Below are 15,943 nucleotides of genomic sequence, written 5' to 3'. Positions count from 1 at the left end.
CAGTCACATCCAGAACTACGGGATACAAAAGAAATGTCAGTGACCAGATCAGTCTATGAGTTTAACGCTGCGATCGTTCGCGAACCCTCCACTTCGGTTGTCAACGGCCTGCGCGCCGACGACCGCGACGGCCCAACCTACGAAGGCGTCAAGGCTGAGCACGACGCCTACATCGCAGCCATGCGCAGGGCGGGCGTCGAGGTCACCGTGCTTCCGCCGCTTGAAGCGTTTCCGGATTCGATCTTTGTCGAAGACCCGGCGCTGGTGTTTACAAACGGCGCCATTCTGCTTCGTCCTGGTACGCCGAGCCGGGTGGACGAGACGGCGGAGATCGCGCCAGCTCTGCGCGAGATGTTCGAAACCGTGCTTGAACTGCCTGCGCCCGGCGACGCGGACGGCGGCGATATCATGTACACGCCAAGCGGGGCGCTGATCGGCCTCTCCGCGCGCACGAACAGGATTGGCGCCGAGGCCCTCGTTACCTGCATCGAGAAGCTCGGTGGAAAGGCGCGGATCGCAGAAACTCCGAAAGGCGTTCTGCACTTTAAGACAGCATCCTCGCTGCTCGATGATGAGACCGTGATTGCGACGGCGGCACTTGCCGATGCTGCCGTGTTCGAAGGTTTCCGCAAGATCATCGTGCCAGAAGGCGAAGAGCCGGCGGCGAACGTGCTGCGGGTCAACGATGTCGTCTTCGCCAGCGCTTACTACCCTCGCACGCTCGATATGCTCGAGAGCCGAGGCTACAAGGTTGTGCCGCTGAAGACGGTCGAGATCGAGAAGATCGATGCTGGCCTTTCCTGCATGTCGCTGCGGTGGTATCGCCAACGGTAAATACGCAGAACGCAAGTTCGTATTGTAGATCCGAGGGATCCTTGTCCTGGTTCGGAATGGGATTGGGTTGAGATGCTTAGTTTAGGAGCTCCTTGCCGGCCGCAACCAGCATGCGTCTCAGCATGGCGTCGAATGATTTTACCCGGCGCAGAGAAACAGTTAAGGCCCATAAGAGTGCAACTGCTATGAAACGGATCAATGATACCGTACTTAAATCGGGCGACATCATTCTAACGACATCGACGGAGGCCGTCAGCAAGGCAATTCGGATCGCGACGCGCAGTGACATTTCGCATGCCATGGTCTGTGTCGAAGGTCACTCGGTTATCGATGCTACGGCCGAAGGTGTGCAGGCCCGGAATACGCAGCGCCTCTTCTACGAGGATGGCTGTTCCATTTATATTCTGAGGCTGCGCAAGGGCTTCACGAACGCCCAGCTCAATGCCGTGATTACATTCATGCGCGCACAAATCGGGACCCAATATTCGACCAAGGAGGCTGCGCAGACGGCGCTCGGCGGAACACGACGCCCGAGCCGAAAGCAGTTCTGTTCGCGGCTTGTCGCTCAAGCTTTCTCGCACGCAGGGATTGAGCTGGTTGGCAACGTGAACTTCTGTTCACCCGCCGATCTTAAAGAAAGCCCCCTTCTTATGGCGATCGGCAATCCCGCCATTGAAGTTCCTGCGGAGGAAAAGGCACGCTGGGACAAACATGTCGATAGCACCGAGATAATGCGGAAGGCAATCAACGACGTCTTTGCTGGTGCACGAGCGAAAAATAAGGATATCCAGACCTTCGACGATGTCCATCGTCACCTCGTCGAGAATCCTGAAGACGATGACGCCTTTTGCGCTCTCCTTGAGCGATCAGGCTATCTCATGCTGTGGCAAATCGAGCTTGAGAAGAATCCCTGGCAGTATGACGTGGCCTTGATGAATGGTCATAATTCAGAGGAGGTCGAAGCCTACTGCCGCATGACACTTCGCGATCAAGAGAGTGGCCCGCATCGTTATATTGTGAATCGCGGCGCGTACAGGCTCTTCAGTCGGCAGTTTGGCTTTCGCTTCTTTCACGCCATGGCAGAGCTATACCAGCATCTCGCAAGTCTGCATGCACAGCGGATCAAAACGGCCACGGCCTGGCTGACCATGAGAGGACACCCCCTGCCTGCCAGACCTCCCGAGCTGGTTCCGCATACACCGGAGTGGTTTGCCTCACTGGAGCAGTGGGACCCCCCTCAAGCCATGATGACACGCGTTGTCATCGATGCAGTCGGGCGCTCGGATGTTTGCTCCGGTTGCGGTGATGACCCGGCCAGCGATTATGTTCTGGAGGAGTCTCAGCGCCCGTTAGGGGGACCTAGCACCCTTCGGCTCTGTTCGGATTGTCTCGGTATCCGGAGGTCGGCTGGCGAGTACTATGTTCCTCTGACGTAAGGCGTCGAGGTAGGGAATTCCGAACTCTTTAGCGCTTCACCCAACGAAACACGGCCGCCGCTCCTCCTACTACAAGAAAGAGACGGACGATCTGATGGACTACGACGAACGGGATCTCGATCCCGAGCGACAAAGCAATGAGGCTCATTTCTGCGACACTTCCCGGCGAGTAGGCGAGTATGAGAGCGGTGAACCGGTCTCCTGTGAGGAAGGAGATAGCGCCCGCGAAGGCTAGCGTCACCGACAGAAGCAGGATTGTAGACCCGAACGACAGGCCGATGACGGCCACGATCTTTCTCGGCGGCGCCATTGCAAAACGGCAGCCGATGGTCGCTCCGATGACGACCTGCGCCACGGCGCGTGCGGCAGTCGGCGGCGCGAATTGCGTCATTCCCATGAGATGCAAGATGGCACTTGCCGACATGGGACCGAGCAGGTAGCGCGCTGGCAGGCGCAGCAATATCCCGGCAGCCACGCCAAACAAAACAGCCACGGAGAACCACAGAACGTCGTTAGTGTGGACGCTTGAGAGCGGAATGAAAGCGGCCCCCCCGGAAAGATCCGGCGCAACTCCGGTGACGCTCCGAATCAGGAACGGCAAGGCAAGTGTCACCAAGATGATCCGGGCGGCCTGGGCGAGCGCGATCATCTTCTCGTCGCCGCCACGTTCCAGGCCGAGTGTCGCCATGCCGACGAGACCTCCGGGCATTGCCGAGAAGTAGGCCGTGGGGTGGTCGAATCCCGCGATGCGCCGGAAGTAGATGTAGACCAGTGCGCCCTCGGCCGCGATGAACACCGCCAGACCACCGAGCGACAACAGCCATGAACCGGCATGCTCGAACATCGCAGGCGAAAACGACGTTCCGAGCATGGCACCGATCGCAGCGGTCACTGGCGCTCGAGCGAAGGGTGGAATCGCCACCGGCAACCTGAACAGCGCACCCAAGCCTGTCGCGATGATCGCGCCGTTGAGCCAGGCGAGCGGCATATCGAAATGCCGCATCAACCAGCCGCCAAGCGCTCCCAGCGCGAGAGTCACGGCAAACTTGGCAATTGGCGCACCCTTCTTAAGCATCATCGGCCATAGGTCGTCACAGTCTCGGATTGTCTGGCGTTTGATCCGCGATCAAAACGCGCATCAATCGCATTGTGAGCGGCTTGATGAAGCGGTGCGGCCGCCGCATCGTTTGGAACAGGCTAGACGGTCCCGATGTTTGCGATCGCTTGGCGTCGGCAACCATCACGTTATCGTCGCAATTACGCTTGTGCAGCCCGATTGGAGCGCCAAAGCCGAAAACGGTGATGCCCTTGATCATGCTGGTCGAACCTTCGCGTGTGCCAATCGGCGCGCCGATCGCAGACTTCAGTTCGCCAGTGCGCAGGATACCTGCCTTTGCAGCAGTCATGGTTGACTCCTTCCTTAGCGGGGCTCGGGCGCCGCGCAACTCCCACGGGGCCGATTGCGCCGAGGTGATGTTGGCGCCCCTCGACCGGGCGACGCACTGCGGCAGGTCGTTATGAATGCGAATCGCGCACCGGCGGCGAAGGGGAAGGGACGCTCCAAGGCAAGACGGCCACAAGCCGCCAAGCAAATCGGAGGCAACAGCGCTGCCGAACGTTCAAGGCCATAGGTTCATCCGCGCCGGGTCAAGTCGTGTTCGTCATGGCTGTTCCGAACGATAACACGCGCGGAAGCCAGTGTTTGTATTCATGATGTTTCCTCTTGCGCGGCATCATTCACGATCTTCCTTGCCTCCACGGTTACGGGTAGGCGGGTGTCTTCCGGAAGGTCGGGCAGTAAGAGCCGCCAGCCATTTCTGAGCACCACAAAGCCGCCCCAGAGGCCTTCGTTCTCAACCTTGACGATCGGCTCCTCGAGATCTTTCTTGGGAACATACGCTGACAAGCCGCTGCCGCTTCTGCGGATCGTTACCTTCATCTGGCTTTTCCTTCGTTGACACCCCTGGCGCATTCAGTCGTTTTCCGGGTTGAGGTCTCCTCGAGGCTCCTCAGTTCACGCGTACGCATTCCAACGACGACGCCACGATCAATCCATTCGACGGCATAGATGTAGAACTGCTGGAGAAAGGTGCCTACATCGCGCACAAAGCCCGCGTCGCCTTTCATGACGAGGCGTTCTCCGATTTCCCTCCCGGGATAGGTGCCGTCATTTTTTATGTGGCGTGTGGCATAAACTCTCTCACCTGGCATAAATCGTGGAGGATTGTGGATTTCGACCTGCTCTTCGCGTCCAGGAGCCATCGCCATTCCTTTCATCGTTGGGCTTAACAGGGCCTGCCGGGCAGGAAGCCCGTGTTCGAACCTGACTTACGCCGGCACGCAGGTCTTCGGCATCGGACACACCGAGGCGCATTGCTGTAACTCGTAAACTCCCTCGCATTCGGTGCACTTGTCAGGGTTGATCACGTAGTTCTCGCCCTTGAACTCGATGGCGCCGGAAGGGCATTCGAACTCGCAGGCGCCGCATTGGGTGCATTGAGATGCGATGATTTTGAAGGCCATTAATTAACTCCTGATTGGGTCCGGATAGGCGAGCTCAAGCCGTTGCCTGCGATAGGTCATCGCCATACTCAGTGGCGTAAAGAGCGCTGATCGCGGTTTCGATGTAATCATAGCCAAAGGCCTCCGTTGCCCGGATCCCGGCTTCCATGAGCTTATTCTTGGGGCAATCTCCGATCCTGGCGCACAGCACGATGTCTATGCCTTCGAGTGCAGCGATGATGCCAACGAGGTTCGCATCCTCGCCCCAGCCGCCATGGCAATACGGCTCGACTTTGCGGTGTCCCACGAACTTGATCCCTGCTTGCGATGCCTCATAAATCTGGAACTCCTTCGCATGACCGAAGTGCTCGTTGATGCGTCCGCCACCCTTGGTCGCAACAGCCACTTGAAGCGTCCCGCGCGCGCTCAATGACCCAAGAGTTGTGATCGCCTGGTTCTTGGCCGCCAAATGGTCATCGCGTATGCGTGCGACCACCTCCCGATAGGCATGACGCTTGCCACCGTTGTAGGTAACTTCGAGCGGAATCTGGTCGAGCGTGAACTCCTGGCCACGATCAGTGCCGAGCAGGCCGACTGCATCAGCGCGGCACTGTCGACAGTGACGCATCAGCTTGGCACCACCTTCGAGACGATCCTGAAGCGCCTTCAGTTCGAGCGCATTTGGGCCGCGCTGTCCGGTTAGGCCAAAATGGGTGCCGTGTGCAGGGTCGGAGATCAGCGGCATGACGTTGTGCAAAAACGCGCCGCGCTCCTTGACCCATTTGTTGACTTCGATCAGGTGCTCGTCATTGACACCGGGGATCATCACCGAATTGATCTTCGTGAGAATGCCGCGTTCGCTCAGCATCTCAAGCCCCAACATCTGCCGCTCATGCAGGATCTTGGCAGCATCCATGCCGGTGTAGCGGCGATGACCATAAAAGATCCATGGGTAGATCTTCTCGCCGATTGCGGGGTCAACCATGTTGATGGTGATTGTCACGTGGCTGATGTTCATTTCCGCCAACTCGTCGACATGCTCCGGCAGGGCAAGTCCATTGGTGGAAATGCATAGCTTGATGTCGGGAACCTTACTGGCGACGCGTTCGAAAGTCGCCCTTGTCTTGTTCCAGTCGTAACAGGCATCGCCCGGACCCGCGATGCCGAGAACGGAAAGCTGCGGCACTTCGTTGGCGACCGCAATCACCTTGCGTAGCGCCTGGTCCGGTGTCAGCTTTTCCGACACGACGCCAGGACGACTTTCGTTGGCGCAATCATATTTGTGATTGCAATAATTGCATTGGATGTTGCAGGCAGGTGCCACGGCGACGTGCATACGGGCGAAATAGTGATGTGCTTCCTCTGAAAAGCAGGGGTGATCCTTGATCTTCTCCCACGTAGCCGGATCCGTGTCGGTTGAGCTCGAGGATGAGCCGCAGGAGGAGGATGCACAGCCACCGGATTTCGCGGTCGTCAGCAACTGCCCAGAGGATGTCGTGTTGGTCAGGCTTTCAAGCGAAATTATCGGTGCACTCATCGAACAGCTCCACTGGTGAGTAAGGTTGTTGTCGGAAGTGCAAGCGCTGTGCCAACCAAAGGAGATGGAAATTCAAGAGGTTGGCATTTTGTGTTCGATTTGAGCCAATATCTCCGACGCAGTTTTGTCGAAGTCGCGACAGCAACTGGCCAAATTGGACAATAGACTCGCGTGCCTGAGGAAGAGGATTAGCCACGCCCACGGTAAGTGGGCTCATCGACCTTAGATTTTCTTCACCTGTATACCATGCCGGCGCAAAGCATAGCCGACTTGCCGCGGTGTGAGGCCGAGGATCCGAGCTGCCTTTGCCTGAACCCAGCCGGCCTTCTCCATCGCACTGACTAAGAGCTCGCGGTCCGTTAGATTTGATGTCCCCGATAAGTCGCCAGGACCGCTGAGGTAACCGAGGCCGACCGGCGATTCGACCGACCAACCTTTACTCATAGCCAACCCATTGACCGAATGGCCGCCAATCGGATGGTCACCGCTTTTCCAGAGCATTGAAGAAAAGCACCGGTCATTCTGGCAGGAGAAGTCTGATGGACCGATCATTCCTGAACGCGCGAGAGTGGCGGTCCTGCGGACGCAGTTTTCAAGCTCTCGGACGTTGCCGGGAAAGTTGCATTTCGACAAGGTGTCGAGCGCAGCTGGCGTGAATGCGAGATCGCGATTGTTTTCCCTGTTGAACCGGTCGAGAAAAACCTTCGCAAGGCGTGGAATATCTCCATTTCGCTCCCGCAGAGGCGGCAAGACTAGAGGCACCACATTGATGCGGTAATAGAGGTCGGCCCTGAACTCCCCCGTCGCGACTGCCGTCTCCAGGTCCTTGTTCGTGGCGCAGATGAGTCGAACGTCCACTTTGAGTGTTTTTGTGCCGCCGACTCGCTCAAGCTCGCCTTCCTGCAAGACGCGCAACAGTTTCGCTTGAAAAGCCGGCGAAATCTCGCCGATCTCATCGAGCAGCAACGTTCCGCCATCCGCCAGTTCGAAACGGCCGGCGCGCTGAGAGATGGCGCCCGTAAAGGCGCCCTTTTCATGTCCAAACAGTTCCGATTCCAGGACGCCTGCAGACAGTGCGGCGCAGTTCAGCTTCACGAAGGGCCTCTTTCTGCGAGGCGAAAGATCATGGATGGCTCTTGCAAAGGATTCCTTGCCAGTGCCGCTTTCGCCCCTGAGAAGGACCGCAGAATTGGTTCTTGCAACGACTTTGACACTTTCAACCACCTGCTTTAGCGCAGGGCTTTCCCCGACAATCCAATCGATTTTTGCGGGCCGTTGTCGGTCGGTTTCGGGCAGTTCGTTGTCGCCTGGATTCTTCTTGAGAGCCCCTTCCTCGTCCGCGATGGGCTGATCATCGCGGCTCTGGTGGCGATCCACTCGGATCGCTCGCGCGACGAGGTTGCCGACCATGGACAGGAAACGCACCTCTTTCTCAAGAGTGCCGCCATCGTTGGCGCGGTCTATCCATAACGTTCCGAGCGTTTCTTGATTAACCTTCATCGGGACACCAATGAAGGTGACTTGGCCAGTGCCGCTCAACAAGCTCTGCAGCTCATCCTGGAACAGGTCCGACTTGCAAGCGTCCGGGAAGGCTAGCGGCAGGCCTTTTGCGACGATTCTATCTATTGCAGCCTTCGCCGGAAGGTAACGAGCGCCTGATGATGCATGCTCAAACCCAAACCTTGCAGCTGTATCGAGCTCTCCATCAGCGTTCAGAACGACGATTGCGCCGCGCCGCATTGGCAGCAGTGCGGGGAGGGTGTTCATCACATTGGCAAGCTTGATCTCAAGGCTGGCTGAAGAGATCAAGGCCTGCGATATCCGGTAGAGACCGCTGGACCCCAATACCCGTTTATGCATGGTTGTAGCGGATGATTCAGGCATGCGTCATCGAGCCGATTCTTGCGGGGAAACACCCTAAGCGTCGTAAGGGACGGCTTCTGGTTCCCAACGAGAAAATGCCGCCATGCGAACGTGATCAAGTGCTTATGTTCGCACTTGATTACGCAGTGAACGTACCCGTCTTGCTAGACAAAAGCGAGACGCTCACCCAAATTTGAAGAGCACACCGAATCCGCCGCGTGGATAGCTCCAATCAATGTCACCACTTTCTTCGCATAGTACTCTACATGTACCGCACTCCATGCATCCGTCGGCAGTAACCTCTACTTGCCCGTCTTCATTCACCTCATAGCAATTCGCTGGGCAGACAAGGGTCAGCGCGAGCAGGCTCGAGCTCGGAGACTGATGCTTTCGCACCTTGATGTGGGGCCGCCCTGCGTCTACCAGGTAACGGTTCTGGTAAAGCTTGTCCTCTATGCGAACGACTGAAGCTTTCATCTCATTTCTCCCCTTTAGCGCCAAGCCAGTGCCAAGCGGACCGCGTCGCTGACCAGTCCCCATCGCGAACGCGCCTTGATAAAGGCGGCCGTGGTCGCTCTTTCCTTCTCGATCTTGGGTGTGCCGTCGACGCGCACGAAGTTTTGAGCCGCCTGCGACAGCAGCTGCGGGTAGGTCATGAAAAAATTGCGTGAATTCGTATGAAGAAGGGCGGGTATGTCCTTGTATTTTTTAAGATCTTTCACAACGAAAGATTCGTCCAGCATGGTTTTATAAAGGGAGAGGTTCTCCCTGGTCATCGCACGCTTTCGGCTCTTGATTGCGCAGATAGCCTCGCCGGCGATGCGACCCGACGTCATGGCGAGGTTGGACCCCTCGCGGTGCACGGCGTTGTTGAGCTGCGCCGCATCGCCAACCACAACCCAGCCATTCCCAAAGAGCTGTGGAATTGCCTTGAACCCACCCTCCGGAATGAGGTGCGCCGCATATTCCTTAACCTCGGACCCCGCAAGCAGCGGCCGGATTGATGGATGGTCCTTGAAGTCTTCAAGAAGGGTATATGGTCTTTCCATGGTCGCTGCGAAATCGGATACAAGGCAGCCGATGCCGAGCGAGATTGATTCCTTGTTGGTGTAAAGGAAACCCAATCCGGCCATTCCGCGCGAGATTGTCCCCGCCGCTTCAATAACGCAGCCTTGGTCGCCGGTAAGGCCGAAGCGCTCAGCGATGACTTCCTCCGGCAGGAAGTGCATTTCCTTGACAGCGAGTGCCACGGCTTCGGGCTTCGGGACCTTGCGAAATCCTGCTCTCGTGCCGAGGAGGCCGTTTACTCCTTCGGCGAGAACGACCACGTCCGCATGGATGATGCCGCCCTCTCGGTCGGTGCGGACGCCTATTACCTTCCCGGTTGCATCGAGAGCCAGTTCCGTCGCCGTGGTCTCGCACAAAACTGTCGCGCCCGCGGCCCGCACTTTGCGCGAAAACCACTTGTCGAACTGAGCACGAATGATCGTATAACGGTTTGGCGTCGGCTCATTGAAGTCGTCCGATCGGTAGTGCATTCCGGTGTGTGACGTGTCGTCCATTACCCAGAATCGCTGCTCGACCAGATGCCGCTCAAGAGGTGCGTCATCGCGAAAATCTGGAATGATTGTCTCCAGCATGTTAGCGTACAGGATGGCGCCTTGGACGTTCTTGGAGCCCGGGTACTCTCCGCGCTCCAACTGCAACACCTTCAGACCGTGACTTGCCATAGTGTAAGCAGCGGCGTTTCCGGACATACCGGCACCGACGATAATGGCGTCGAATTTTTCCTCGGTCATGGGGCTTTACCTCAGTTCACAAGTCTTAGACGGTTGGCCGGCGCCAACCGTCTGGTGAAAGCTTCCGCCAATGTAGGGAGAAAACTGATCGCATCGGCTACAACACCGACATGGGCGAAATCGAAGATTGGCGCGTTCGGATCGGTGTTGATAGCGACAATGAGATCAGCTCCCTCGACGCCAACACGGTGCTGGACTGCGCCTGATATTCCTGCCGCAATATAGAGTTTCGGGCGGATCGTTTTGCCAGTTTGACCGATCTGCCGATCAAACGGCATCCAGCCCTTTTGCACCAGCGGCCTGGAACAGCCATAATCACCGCCGATCGTCCGCGCGAGGTTCTTCAGGAGCAGCAGGTTGTCCGCAGCGCCGAGTCCAAGCCCACCGGCAACCACGACGTCCGCATAGGCGAGATTAGCCTTCTCCGACTGGCCATCGGAAAGGAAACCGAGGACCTTCGTGACGATTTCTTCCTCGGCCATCCCCCAATCGTGCCGGATTACCCGCCCGATCGGCTTGTTTGACCGCTGTGGCATGGGCATGACTCTTGGCCGCACAGTTGCCATTTGGGGACGACAATTGAGCGTATAGATCGTGCAAAGCAATGAGCCGCCGAATGTTGGCCGAGTCGCTGCGAGGGAACCGTCCGCGTCGACATCAAGTCCGGTGCAGTCGGCTGTGAGCCCCGTCAGCAGTGTCGTTGCGACGGAACCGGCGAGGTCACGACCGAGCGTCGTCGCCCCGAGGAGAAGAACCTCGGGTTTATAGGTAATGACCAGATCGGTCAGCGCGTTGGTGAAGGGCTCGTTTCTATAATCGGTGAGCAGCGGCTCCTCGACGAGATACACCAGGTCCGCATCATAGGCGAAGGCCTCAGTAACGGCATGCGAGGTAGGATCTCCCGGCGGGCCGAGAATAACACCTGCGAGCTGAACGCCCAGTTGGTCAGCCAGTCTGCGGCCTTCGCCCAGAAGTTCGAACGAGACCGGGTGAACCTGACCGCGTTCCAGTTCCATGAAAACCCAGACGTGCCTATAATCCCTGAATTGCTCAGGTAGGTCCTTCTTCATGCTGGCACGGCCTTGGGCTGGGGGCGGTGCTTTACTTTTTCGAGTTCCCATAATCTGCTCCTATCTGCTCACGCGCCACCAGAAGAGGAGAGCTCGTTTTCCAGCGCCGGCTGGTGGGTCAAAATGGACGCGACCAGCTCGTCAGCTACGTCGTGCACCGTCTTCTCGCTGGTGTCGATCTGCACCGCTTTTTGCTCTCGCGGGGTAGGGGCGAAGACACGCTTGACGACTGTCGGTGAACCGCGCAGACCGCATTTGGTGATGTCTTCGATGCCGGCATCCGCCGCATTCCACTTGACGATCTCGCTGCGTGCGGCGCGCAAGGCGTCTTCGAGTGAGCCACGGCGAATGGCATTGGTGCCTTCCAGCATAGTGATAAGGCAGGGCAGTTCGCTCTTCAGGACGTGCGTGCCGCCTTCCGAGCGACGCTCGACGCTGATCGTGCGTGCGCTGAGATCAATGGAAGTGATTTTTGCGACATAGGTCAACTGTACGAGGTTCAGGCGCTTGGCTATTCCGGGGCCGACCTGGGCGGTGTCGCCGTCGATTGTCTGCTTGCCTGTGAAGACGATATCAGGCTTACCAAAGCTCTCGCCAATCTTTGCGATCGCCTGGGAAAGAGCAAATGAAGTGGCCAACGTGTCGGAGCCGGCAAAGTAGCGGTCAGTCAGGAGTACCGCGCGGTCTGCGCCATAAGTGAGCGCCTTGCGCAGTGCTTCCTCCGCCATGGGTGGGCCCATGGTGAGCACGGTGACCTCGCCACCATGGTGGTCACGCACCTGGAGTGCCTCTTCGAGGGCAAACAGGTCGTAAGGATTGATGATTGTCGGTACGCCTTGGCGCATGATCGTGTTCGTCACCGGATGGACGCGTATCTGCGCTGAGTCCGGTACCTGCTTGATACAGACTACTATGTGCATGAGGTCTCTTTAACTCCGATCGCATGTGAACATGACGTTTTCGCCTCTCTTCCAAGCACCAATCGTGCCAACCACCTGCGGCTCAACAAGCCCATGAAACTCAAGCACGTTTCGGTTCACAGCACGCCGATGGCGCGACAATGGTGTCGGATTCGAGACATCGAATCGTCGTATTCGAGCCATATTTGTCGCTTCCGTTCAGGACGGAGTCCAACGATACAAAGGTGCGGCTAGGCGCGGCTGCCTTAGTCGGGTCACGCGCCTCAAGCACTCTAAAGACGCGATGTGATAGCGGCGACGTGGTTGCAAAGTCCGCATAGGCGCGTTCGAGAGCGTCGCGCGCACGGTCGGCGGCCCCCACGGCGTCGGGATCGGAAGATACCTGTTCGGCCAAGTATTGTCCCATGCGCTTCATGATATGGAGCCGCGAGACATCGAGCACCCTCGGCTCATAGGAAACGCCAAGGGCCTCGAAGAATTCCTCGGCAGCCGACAATCTCTTTAGCCGCGCGATAATCGCATCACTGGACAGGGCCTCACCATCATGCATCATCGCATTCTCCTGTAGGGGGACTAAGGGGGCAGCCCCGGCTGTCGCTGGACGCTGAAGCCAACGCCAGCCGACCTTCGCCAGGTGCGTCCGTATAAGATCAGTCCGGTGCGGCCGCGCAGTTGCCATGCTCCGGCATTTCGCCTACCGCACAGCTGCTGGAAACGAGTCCTGCAGTTTCTTCACAATTCCAGGTATCACCTGAAGCACTTGATCGACATCCTCCTCGCGGTTAAAGCGTGAAAAGGAGAAGCGAACTGCGCCAAGTGCCGCAGTGGGGGCAATCTTCATCGCCTCTAGAACATGGCTCTGCAGTGAGGAGCCCGAGGTACAGGCGGAGCCAAAAGAGCAGGCGATGCCCTTGCGATTGAGCAGAAATTGCACGGCTTCACCGCCGATGCCCTCGAAGCTCACATTTGTCGTGTTAGGCAACCGCGCGAGCAAATCGCCGTTGACGAAGGTGTTGGGGATACGTGCGAGAAGTCCTTTCTCCAAATGATCGCGGAGCGATCTCACCCGCCTGTTTTCCTCGTCCATGCACTCCAAGGCAAGTTCGGCTGCCTTGCCTAAGCCTACAATCCCGGGCGTGTTCTCTGTGCCCGCGCGTCGGTCGCGCTGCTGGTGCCCGCCTTTGAAGAGCGCATGAAAGGGCACGCCGCTCCTTATGAAGAGTGCGCCGACACCTTTCGGCCCATGGAACTTATGGCCGGAGAGCGACAGCATGTCGATTGCCGTCGATTTCAGGTCTATCGGAAGCTTGCCGACGGCCTGCACTGCGTCAGTGTGGAAAATTGCGCCGACTTTCTTGGCCATCTCAGAAAGCCTGACCACGGGGAAGATCGTTCCCGTCTCGTTGTTCGCCCACATAATCGAGACGATTGCCACATGGTGGGTGAGGGCCGTCCGATAGGCATCAATGTCGATTCGACCATGTTGATCCACCGGGATCCGGTGAACTTTGATTCCTCTTGTCTTCTCAAGGTACCCGCACAGCGCCAGCACCGCGGGATGCTCAACCGCTGAAGTGACGATCTCTGTTCGCCCAGGCATCACCTCCAGCGCCGAAAGAATCGCAGTATTGTTGCTTTCAGTCCCGCCCGAGGTGAAAATGATCTCATGGTCGAACGTGGCGCCGATCAGCGCTTGCAACTGCTGGCGCGCCCTCTTCATCGCTGCGCCGGCAGCGGCGCCAACATCATGCATCGACGAGGGATTGCCAAACTGATCCGTCAAGAACGGCAGCATTGCCCGGACAACCTCGGAATCGACCCGTGTCGTTGCGTTGTTATCGAAATAGATAGACACCGAGGATGCCCCTCCGCCTATTAAAGTGACGTCAGGAGCACGCCGGGACACTAGCACTGAAGGGCGTCCCTTGATTCTTATCATGATTACCTCGTCTTGTCGTCAACTGAAGGACTTTCCGCAGGTGCAGTTCTCTCTCGCGTTGGGATTGTCGAAAATGAATCCGGGGGAATTCACACCGGTTGTGAAATCCACTGTCATGCCGCCTACATGAGGTTGAGAGTCTGAGTCCACGAATACCTTAACCCCACTCGTCTCGATGACAGCGTCGCCCTCGCGCGACTCGCTTTCCAAACCTAGGTGGTATCTGAAACCGGAGCAGCCGCCCGCTTCTACCGTGATGCGCAAGCCACTTACCGGCTCGTCAGCCTGGGAAAGCGCAAACTTCACTGCGGCAATGGCACTGTCGGTAAGCGTTATCATAGGACCGTTTCTCCTGGTTCCGAGTTGCGCTTGCAAAAGATGATGCACCTGGCGTGCCAAATGGAAAAACGGTGGCAAAACAACGCGATGTCCAAACACGGCTATGTCGTGTGTACGACACAGTCGCAGTTGCGACATTGGCAAGTTGATCAAGTCGGTTCATGTGAGGCTCTCTCCGACCTGAGGGTCGAAGTCTATTCTCGGTGTTTGCTTTATCGGCGACGCGGCGGTAGTCGGCTCGGCTTGCTCCCGAACCTGGAAGTTGCCCTAGTGGTAACAGCTCCGGCGTTTCTCCAAATCATGCCCTCATGGCAGATCACAAGTGTCATCGAGGCCGAGGCGCACCTCGCACTGATGTCAAGAGAACAGCCGAACTCGCGGGCGACCGAAAACGAAGCGGCCACGTCCCCGGATAGTCACGGCCAAATCAGCTGAATTACGCCCGGTACCTTTCTCCGGGAGCAAGCCAAGAACGCGATCGCCAAGGGAAGGGAGGCGTCCACGGCCGGCGCCATCTCGCCATGCGACAATCATGTCGGCTTTGCCGATTTGATGACACAGCCTTACTTCATCTGCTTTTTGCATGTTCATGCCTAAGTAGTTAGAAACCCACGCGGAACGAGTTGTTGCTGCCCACACCGAAGGTGGCATGAACCTTGAAGCCTTCCTTTGAACGCAGCGGAAACCAGTGCCGTTAGTCCTTTTTTTCAATGCTTCTGGATCGCGCAGATCCGGAACCTACAGCGAGGAGATCTATGGTGGCCGTGTCCCTTCTAGCAGTGCGAAGCTCCGACGTCGACGGCGTTGCCAACGAGTAAGCGCAACCCATGCAAGACAAAAGGCCAGGCTATCTTTATGTCCTTCTGGCCGTGATCCTATTCGCCGGCCAGGACGGCTTTTCTAGGCTGCTGGCTGAGAGGTATCCGGCGGTTATAGTGGCAATGGTTCGCTTTTGGGCGTTTGCGGCGTTCGTGACGGTTCTTGCTGCATCCTCTCCGGGAGGCCTGCGAGGTGCTTTATTCACGCCGAGACCAATTCTGCAGTTGCTCCGTGGTGTTCTTCTATCAAGCAACATCGTTGTCATCGTCTACGCTTACACGATTGCTGGGCTAGCGTTGAGCCAGGCGATATTCCAAGCGACACCACTGATAGTCACCATTCTGTCGGTACCTCTACTCGGGGAGGAGGTCGGTTGGCGTCGCGGTGTCGCTGTGGCTGTCGGTTTGGCTGGGGTTCTGGTGCTTCTAAATCCACAGAACGCACATGTCGATATCCGGTTGCTGCTTCCCCTCGCTGCCAGTCTTTTGTACGCGCTGTATGGCATCGCGACGCGTGCGGTCGGCCAACATGACTCCGCCGTCACAAGTGTCTTATATGCCGGAGTAGGGGGAGCCCTGGCGTTAACATTTGTGGGGCCGTTTTATTGGACGCCTGTACATATGGCGGACTGGCCTGCAATGACTGCGCTGAGCGTTTGTGGTGCTCTCAGCCACTTTTTCCTCATCAGGGCTTATGGTCTGCTCAACGCAGTTGAGGTTCAACCCCTCACGTATCTCCAACTCGTCTTGAGCGTCGTTGTTGCGACGGTCTTTTTCGGTGAGACTGTGACGTGGAATATGATAGCCGGCGCGGCAATCGTGGTCGGAGCCGGTCTGTTTACAGTTTGGCGAGAATACCGCTTGGGAGTGCGTCAGGCTTGAGGCC

17 protein-coding genes are annotated in these 15,943 nt (G+C 57.5%); 3 read left to right on the top strand and 14 right to left on the bottom strand.

The features are described 5' to 3' along the window. The first annotated feature begins 33 nt into the window (after window positions 1-33). On the top strand, window positions 34-834 hold the full coding sequence (locus tag GHK62_RS30465) for a dimethylarginine dimethylaminohydrolase family protein (protein WP_153442660.1): 801 nt from the start codon (window positions 34-36) through the stop codon (window positions 832-834). Window positions 835-1,019: 185 nt separating this feature from the next. Continuing rightward, complete coding sequence (locus GHK62_RS30460) at window positions 1,020-2,270, top strand: YiiX/YebB-like N1pC/P60 family cysteine hydrolase (RefSeq protein WP_167528403.1); 1,251 nt, start codon at window positions 1,020-1,022, stop codon at window positions 2,268-2,270. A 28-nt stretch (window positions 2,271-2,298) separates the two neighbouring features. Here the strand turns inward: GHK62_RS30460 and GHK62_RS30455 are convergent, their stop codons facing one another. The 14 genes from GHK62_RS30455 to GHK62_RS30390 form a co-directional block, all read right to left on the bottom strand. Further along, on the bottom strand, window positions 2,299-3,348 hold the full coding sequence (locus GHK62_RS30455) for an AbrB family transcriptional regulator (RefSeq protein ID WP_153442658.1): 1,050 nt from the start codon (window positions 3,346-3,348) through the stop codon (window positions 2,299-2,301). A gap of 13 nt (window positions 3,349-3,361) precedes the next feature. Then, entirely contained in the window at window positions 3,362-3,676 is a 315-nt protein-coding gene (locus GHK62_RS30450) for a hypothetical protein (RefSeq protein WP_153442657.1), read from the bottom strand. 302 nt (window positions 3,677-3,978) lie between these two features. Continuing rightward, entirely contained in the window at window positions 3,979-4,209 is a 231-nt protein-coding gene (nifT, locus tag GHK62_RS30445; RefSeq protein ID WP_153442656.1) for a putative nitrogen fixation protein NifT, read from the bottom strand. Then, entirely contained in the window at window positions 4,206-4,532 is a 327-nt protein-coding gene (locus tag GHK62_RS30440; RefSeq protein WP_153442712.1) for a nitrogen fixation protein NifZ, read from the bottom strand. Before GHK62_RS30440 ends, nifT begins: the two co-directional genes overlap by 4 nt. A 66-nt stretch (window positions 4,533-4,598) precedes the next feature. Continuing rightward, entirely contained in the window at window positions 4,599-4,793 is a 195-nt protein-coding gene (locus GHK62_RS30435; RefSeq protein ID WP_028002421.1) for a 4Fe-4S binding protein, read from the bottom strand. A gap of 34 nt (window positions 4,794-4,827) precedes the next feature. Further along, window positions 4,828-6,309, bottom strand: a complete 1,482-nt coding sequence (gene nifB / locus GHK62_RS30430; RefSeq protein WP_153442655.1) for a nitrogenase cofactor biosynthesis protein NifB — start codon at window positions 6,307-6,309, stop codon at window positions 4,828-4,830. Between the two features lie 222 nt (window positions 6,310-6,531). After that, window positions 6,532-8,193, bottom strand: coding sequence for a nif-specific transcriptional activator NifA (nifA, locus tag GHK62_RS30425; RefSeq protein ID WP_167528402.1), 1,662 nt, complete (start codon window positions 8,191-8,193; stop codon window positions 6,532-6,534). A 162-nt stretch (window positions 8,194-8,355) separates the two neighbouring features. Further along, window positions 8,356-8,649 (bottom strand): ferredoxin family protein, encoded by a 294-nt coding sequence (locus tag GHK62_RS30420; RefSeq protein ID WP_153442654.1) that lies wholly within the window; start codon window positions 8,647-8,649, stop codon window positions 8,356-8,358. A 14-nt stretch (window positions 8,650-8,663) separates the two neighbouring features. Continuing rightward, window positions 8,664-9,971: an FAD-binding protein gene (locus tag GHK62_RS30415; RefSeq protein WP_153442653.1), complete on the bottom strand. Its 1,308-nt coding sequence runs from the start codon at window positions 9,969-9,971 to the stop codon at window positions 8,664-8,666. An 11-nt stretch (window positions 9,972-9,982) separates the two neighbouring features. Further along, window positions 9,983-11,092 carry an electron transfer flavoprotein subunit alpha/FixB family protein gene (locus tag GHK62_RS30410; protein ID WP_153442652.1) on the bottom strand — a complete coding sequence of 370 codons (1,110 nt, stop codon included), beginning with the start codon at window positions 11,090-11,092 and terminating at the stop codon, window positions 9,983-9,985. Between the two features lie 17 nt (window positions 11,093-11,109). Next, on the bottom strand, window positions 11,110-11,961 hold the full coding sequence (locus GHK62_RS30405) for an electron transfer flavoprotein subunit beta/FixA family protein (RefSeq protein ID WP_153442651.1): 852 nt from the start codon (window positions 11,959-11,961) through the stop codon (window positions 11,110-11,112). Between the two features lie 100 nt (window positions 11,962-12,061). Continuing rightward, window positions 12,062-12,514 carry a nitrogenase stabilizing/protective protein NifW gene (gene nifW / locus GHK62_RS30400; RefSeq protein ID WP_153442650.1) on the bottom strand — a complete coding sequence of 151 codons (453 nt, stop codon included), beginning with the start codon at window positions 12,512-12,514 and terminating at the stop codon, window positions 12,062-12,064. A 141-nt stretch (window positions 12,515-12,655) separates the two neighbouring features. Beyond that, entirely contained in the window at window positions 12,656-13,816 is a 1,161-nt protein-coding gene (gene nifS / locus GHK62_RS30395) for a cysteine desulfurase NifS (RefSeq protein ID WP_327791103.1), read from the bottom strand. A 102-nt stretch (window positions 13,817-13,918) separates the two neighbouring features. Next, the gene (locus GHK62_RS30390; protein ID WP_153442648.1) at window positions 13,919-14,239 is read right to left on the bottom strand and encodes an iron-sulfur cluster assembly accessory protein; all 321 of its coding nucleotides are present in this window, start codon (window positions 14,237-14,239) and stop codon (window positions 13,919-13,921) included. An 827-nt stretch (window positions 14,240-15,066) separates the two neighbouring features. Between GHK62_RS30390 and GHK62_RS30385 the strand changes: the two genes are divergently transcribed. After that, a complete protein-coding gene (locus GHK62_RS30385; RefSeq protein WP_153442647.1) occupies window positions 15,067-15,939 on the top strand; it encodes a DMT family transporter in 873 nt (290 codons plus the stop codon). The last annotated feature ends 4 nt before the right edge of the window (window positions 15,940-15,943 follow it).

This window comes from Sinorhizobium terangae (genome assembly GCF_009601505.1).
GTDB classification, from domain to species: domain Bacteria; phylum Pseudomonadota; class Alphaproteobacteria; order Rhizobiales; family Rhizobiaceae; genus Sinorhizobium; species Sinorhizobium terangae.
This window is presented reverse-complemented; position numbering and strand designations above follow the sequence as displayed.

What these genes read in the sequence shown, in the direction of transcription:
- GHK62_RS30465 (WP_153442660.1), top strand. Translation starts at nt 34, where the DNA reads ATGTCAGTGACCAGATCAGTCTATGAGTTTAACGCTGCGATCGTTCGC.
- GHK62_RS30460 (WP_167528403.1), top strand. Translation starts at nt 1,020, where the DNA reads ATGAAACGGATCAATGATACCGTACTTAAATCGGGCGACATCATTCTA.
- GHK62_RS30455 (WP_153442658.1), bottom strand. Translation starts at nt 3,348, where the DNA reads ATGATGCTTAAGAAGGGTGCGCCAATTGCCAAGTTTGCCGTGACTCTC.
- GHK62_RS30450 (WP_153442657.1), bottom strand. Translation starts at nt 3,676, where the DNA reads ATGACTGCTGCAAAGGCAGGTATCCTGCGCACTGGCGAACTGAAGTCT.
- nifT (WP_153442656.1), bottom strand. Translation starts at nt 4,209, where the DNA reads ATGAAGGTAACGATCCGCAGAAGCGGCAGCGGCTTGTCAGCGTATGTT.
- GHK62_RS30440 (WP_153442712.1), bottom strand. Translation starts at nt 4,532, where the DNA reads ATGGCTCCTGGACGCGAAGAGCAGGTCGAAATCCACAATCCTCCACGA.
- GHK62_RS30435 (WP_028002421.1), bottom strand. Translation starts at nt 4,793, where the DNA reads ATGGCCTTCAAAATCATCGCATCTCAATGCACCCAATGCGGCGCCTGC.
- nifB (WP_153442655.1), bottom strand. Translation starts at nt 6,309, where the DNA reads ATGAGTGCACCGATAATTTCGCTTGAAAGCCTGACCAACACGACATCC.
- nifA (WP_167528402.1), bottom strand. Translation starts at nt 8,193, where the DNA reads ATGCCTGAATCATCCGCTACAACCATGCATAAACGGGTATTGGGGTCC.
- GHK62_RS30420 (WP_153442654.1), bottom strand. Translation starts at nt 8,649, where the DNA reads ATGAAAGCTTCAGTCGTTCGCATAGAGGACAAGCTTTACCAGAACCGT.
- GHK62_RS30415 (WP_153442653.1), bottom strand. Translation starts at nt 9,971, where the DNA reads ATGACCGAGGAAAAATTCGACGCCATTATCGTCGGTGCCGGTATGTCC.
- GHK62_RS30410 (WP_153442652.1), bottom strand. Translation starts at nt 11,092, where the DNA reads ATGGGAACTCGAAAAAGTAAAGCACCGCCCCCAGCCCAAGGCCGTGCC.
- GHK62_RS30405 (WP_153442651.1), bottom strand. Translation starts at nt 11,961, where the DNA reads ATGCACATAGTAGTCTGTATCAAGCAGGTACCGGACTCAGCGCAGATA.
- nifW (WP_153442650.1), bottom strand. Translation starts at nt 12,514, where the DNA reads ATGATGCATGATGGTGAGGCCCTGTCCAGTGATGCGATTATCGCGCGG.
- GHK62_RS30390 (WP_153442648.1), bottom strand. Translation starts at nt 14,239, where the DNA reads ATGATAACGCTTACCGACAGTGCCATTGCCGCAGTGAAGTTTGCGCTT.
- GHK62_RS30385 (WP_153442647.1), top strand. Translation starts at nt 15,067, where the DNA reads ATGCAAGACAAAAGGCCAGGCTATCTTTATGTCCTTCTGGCCGTGATC.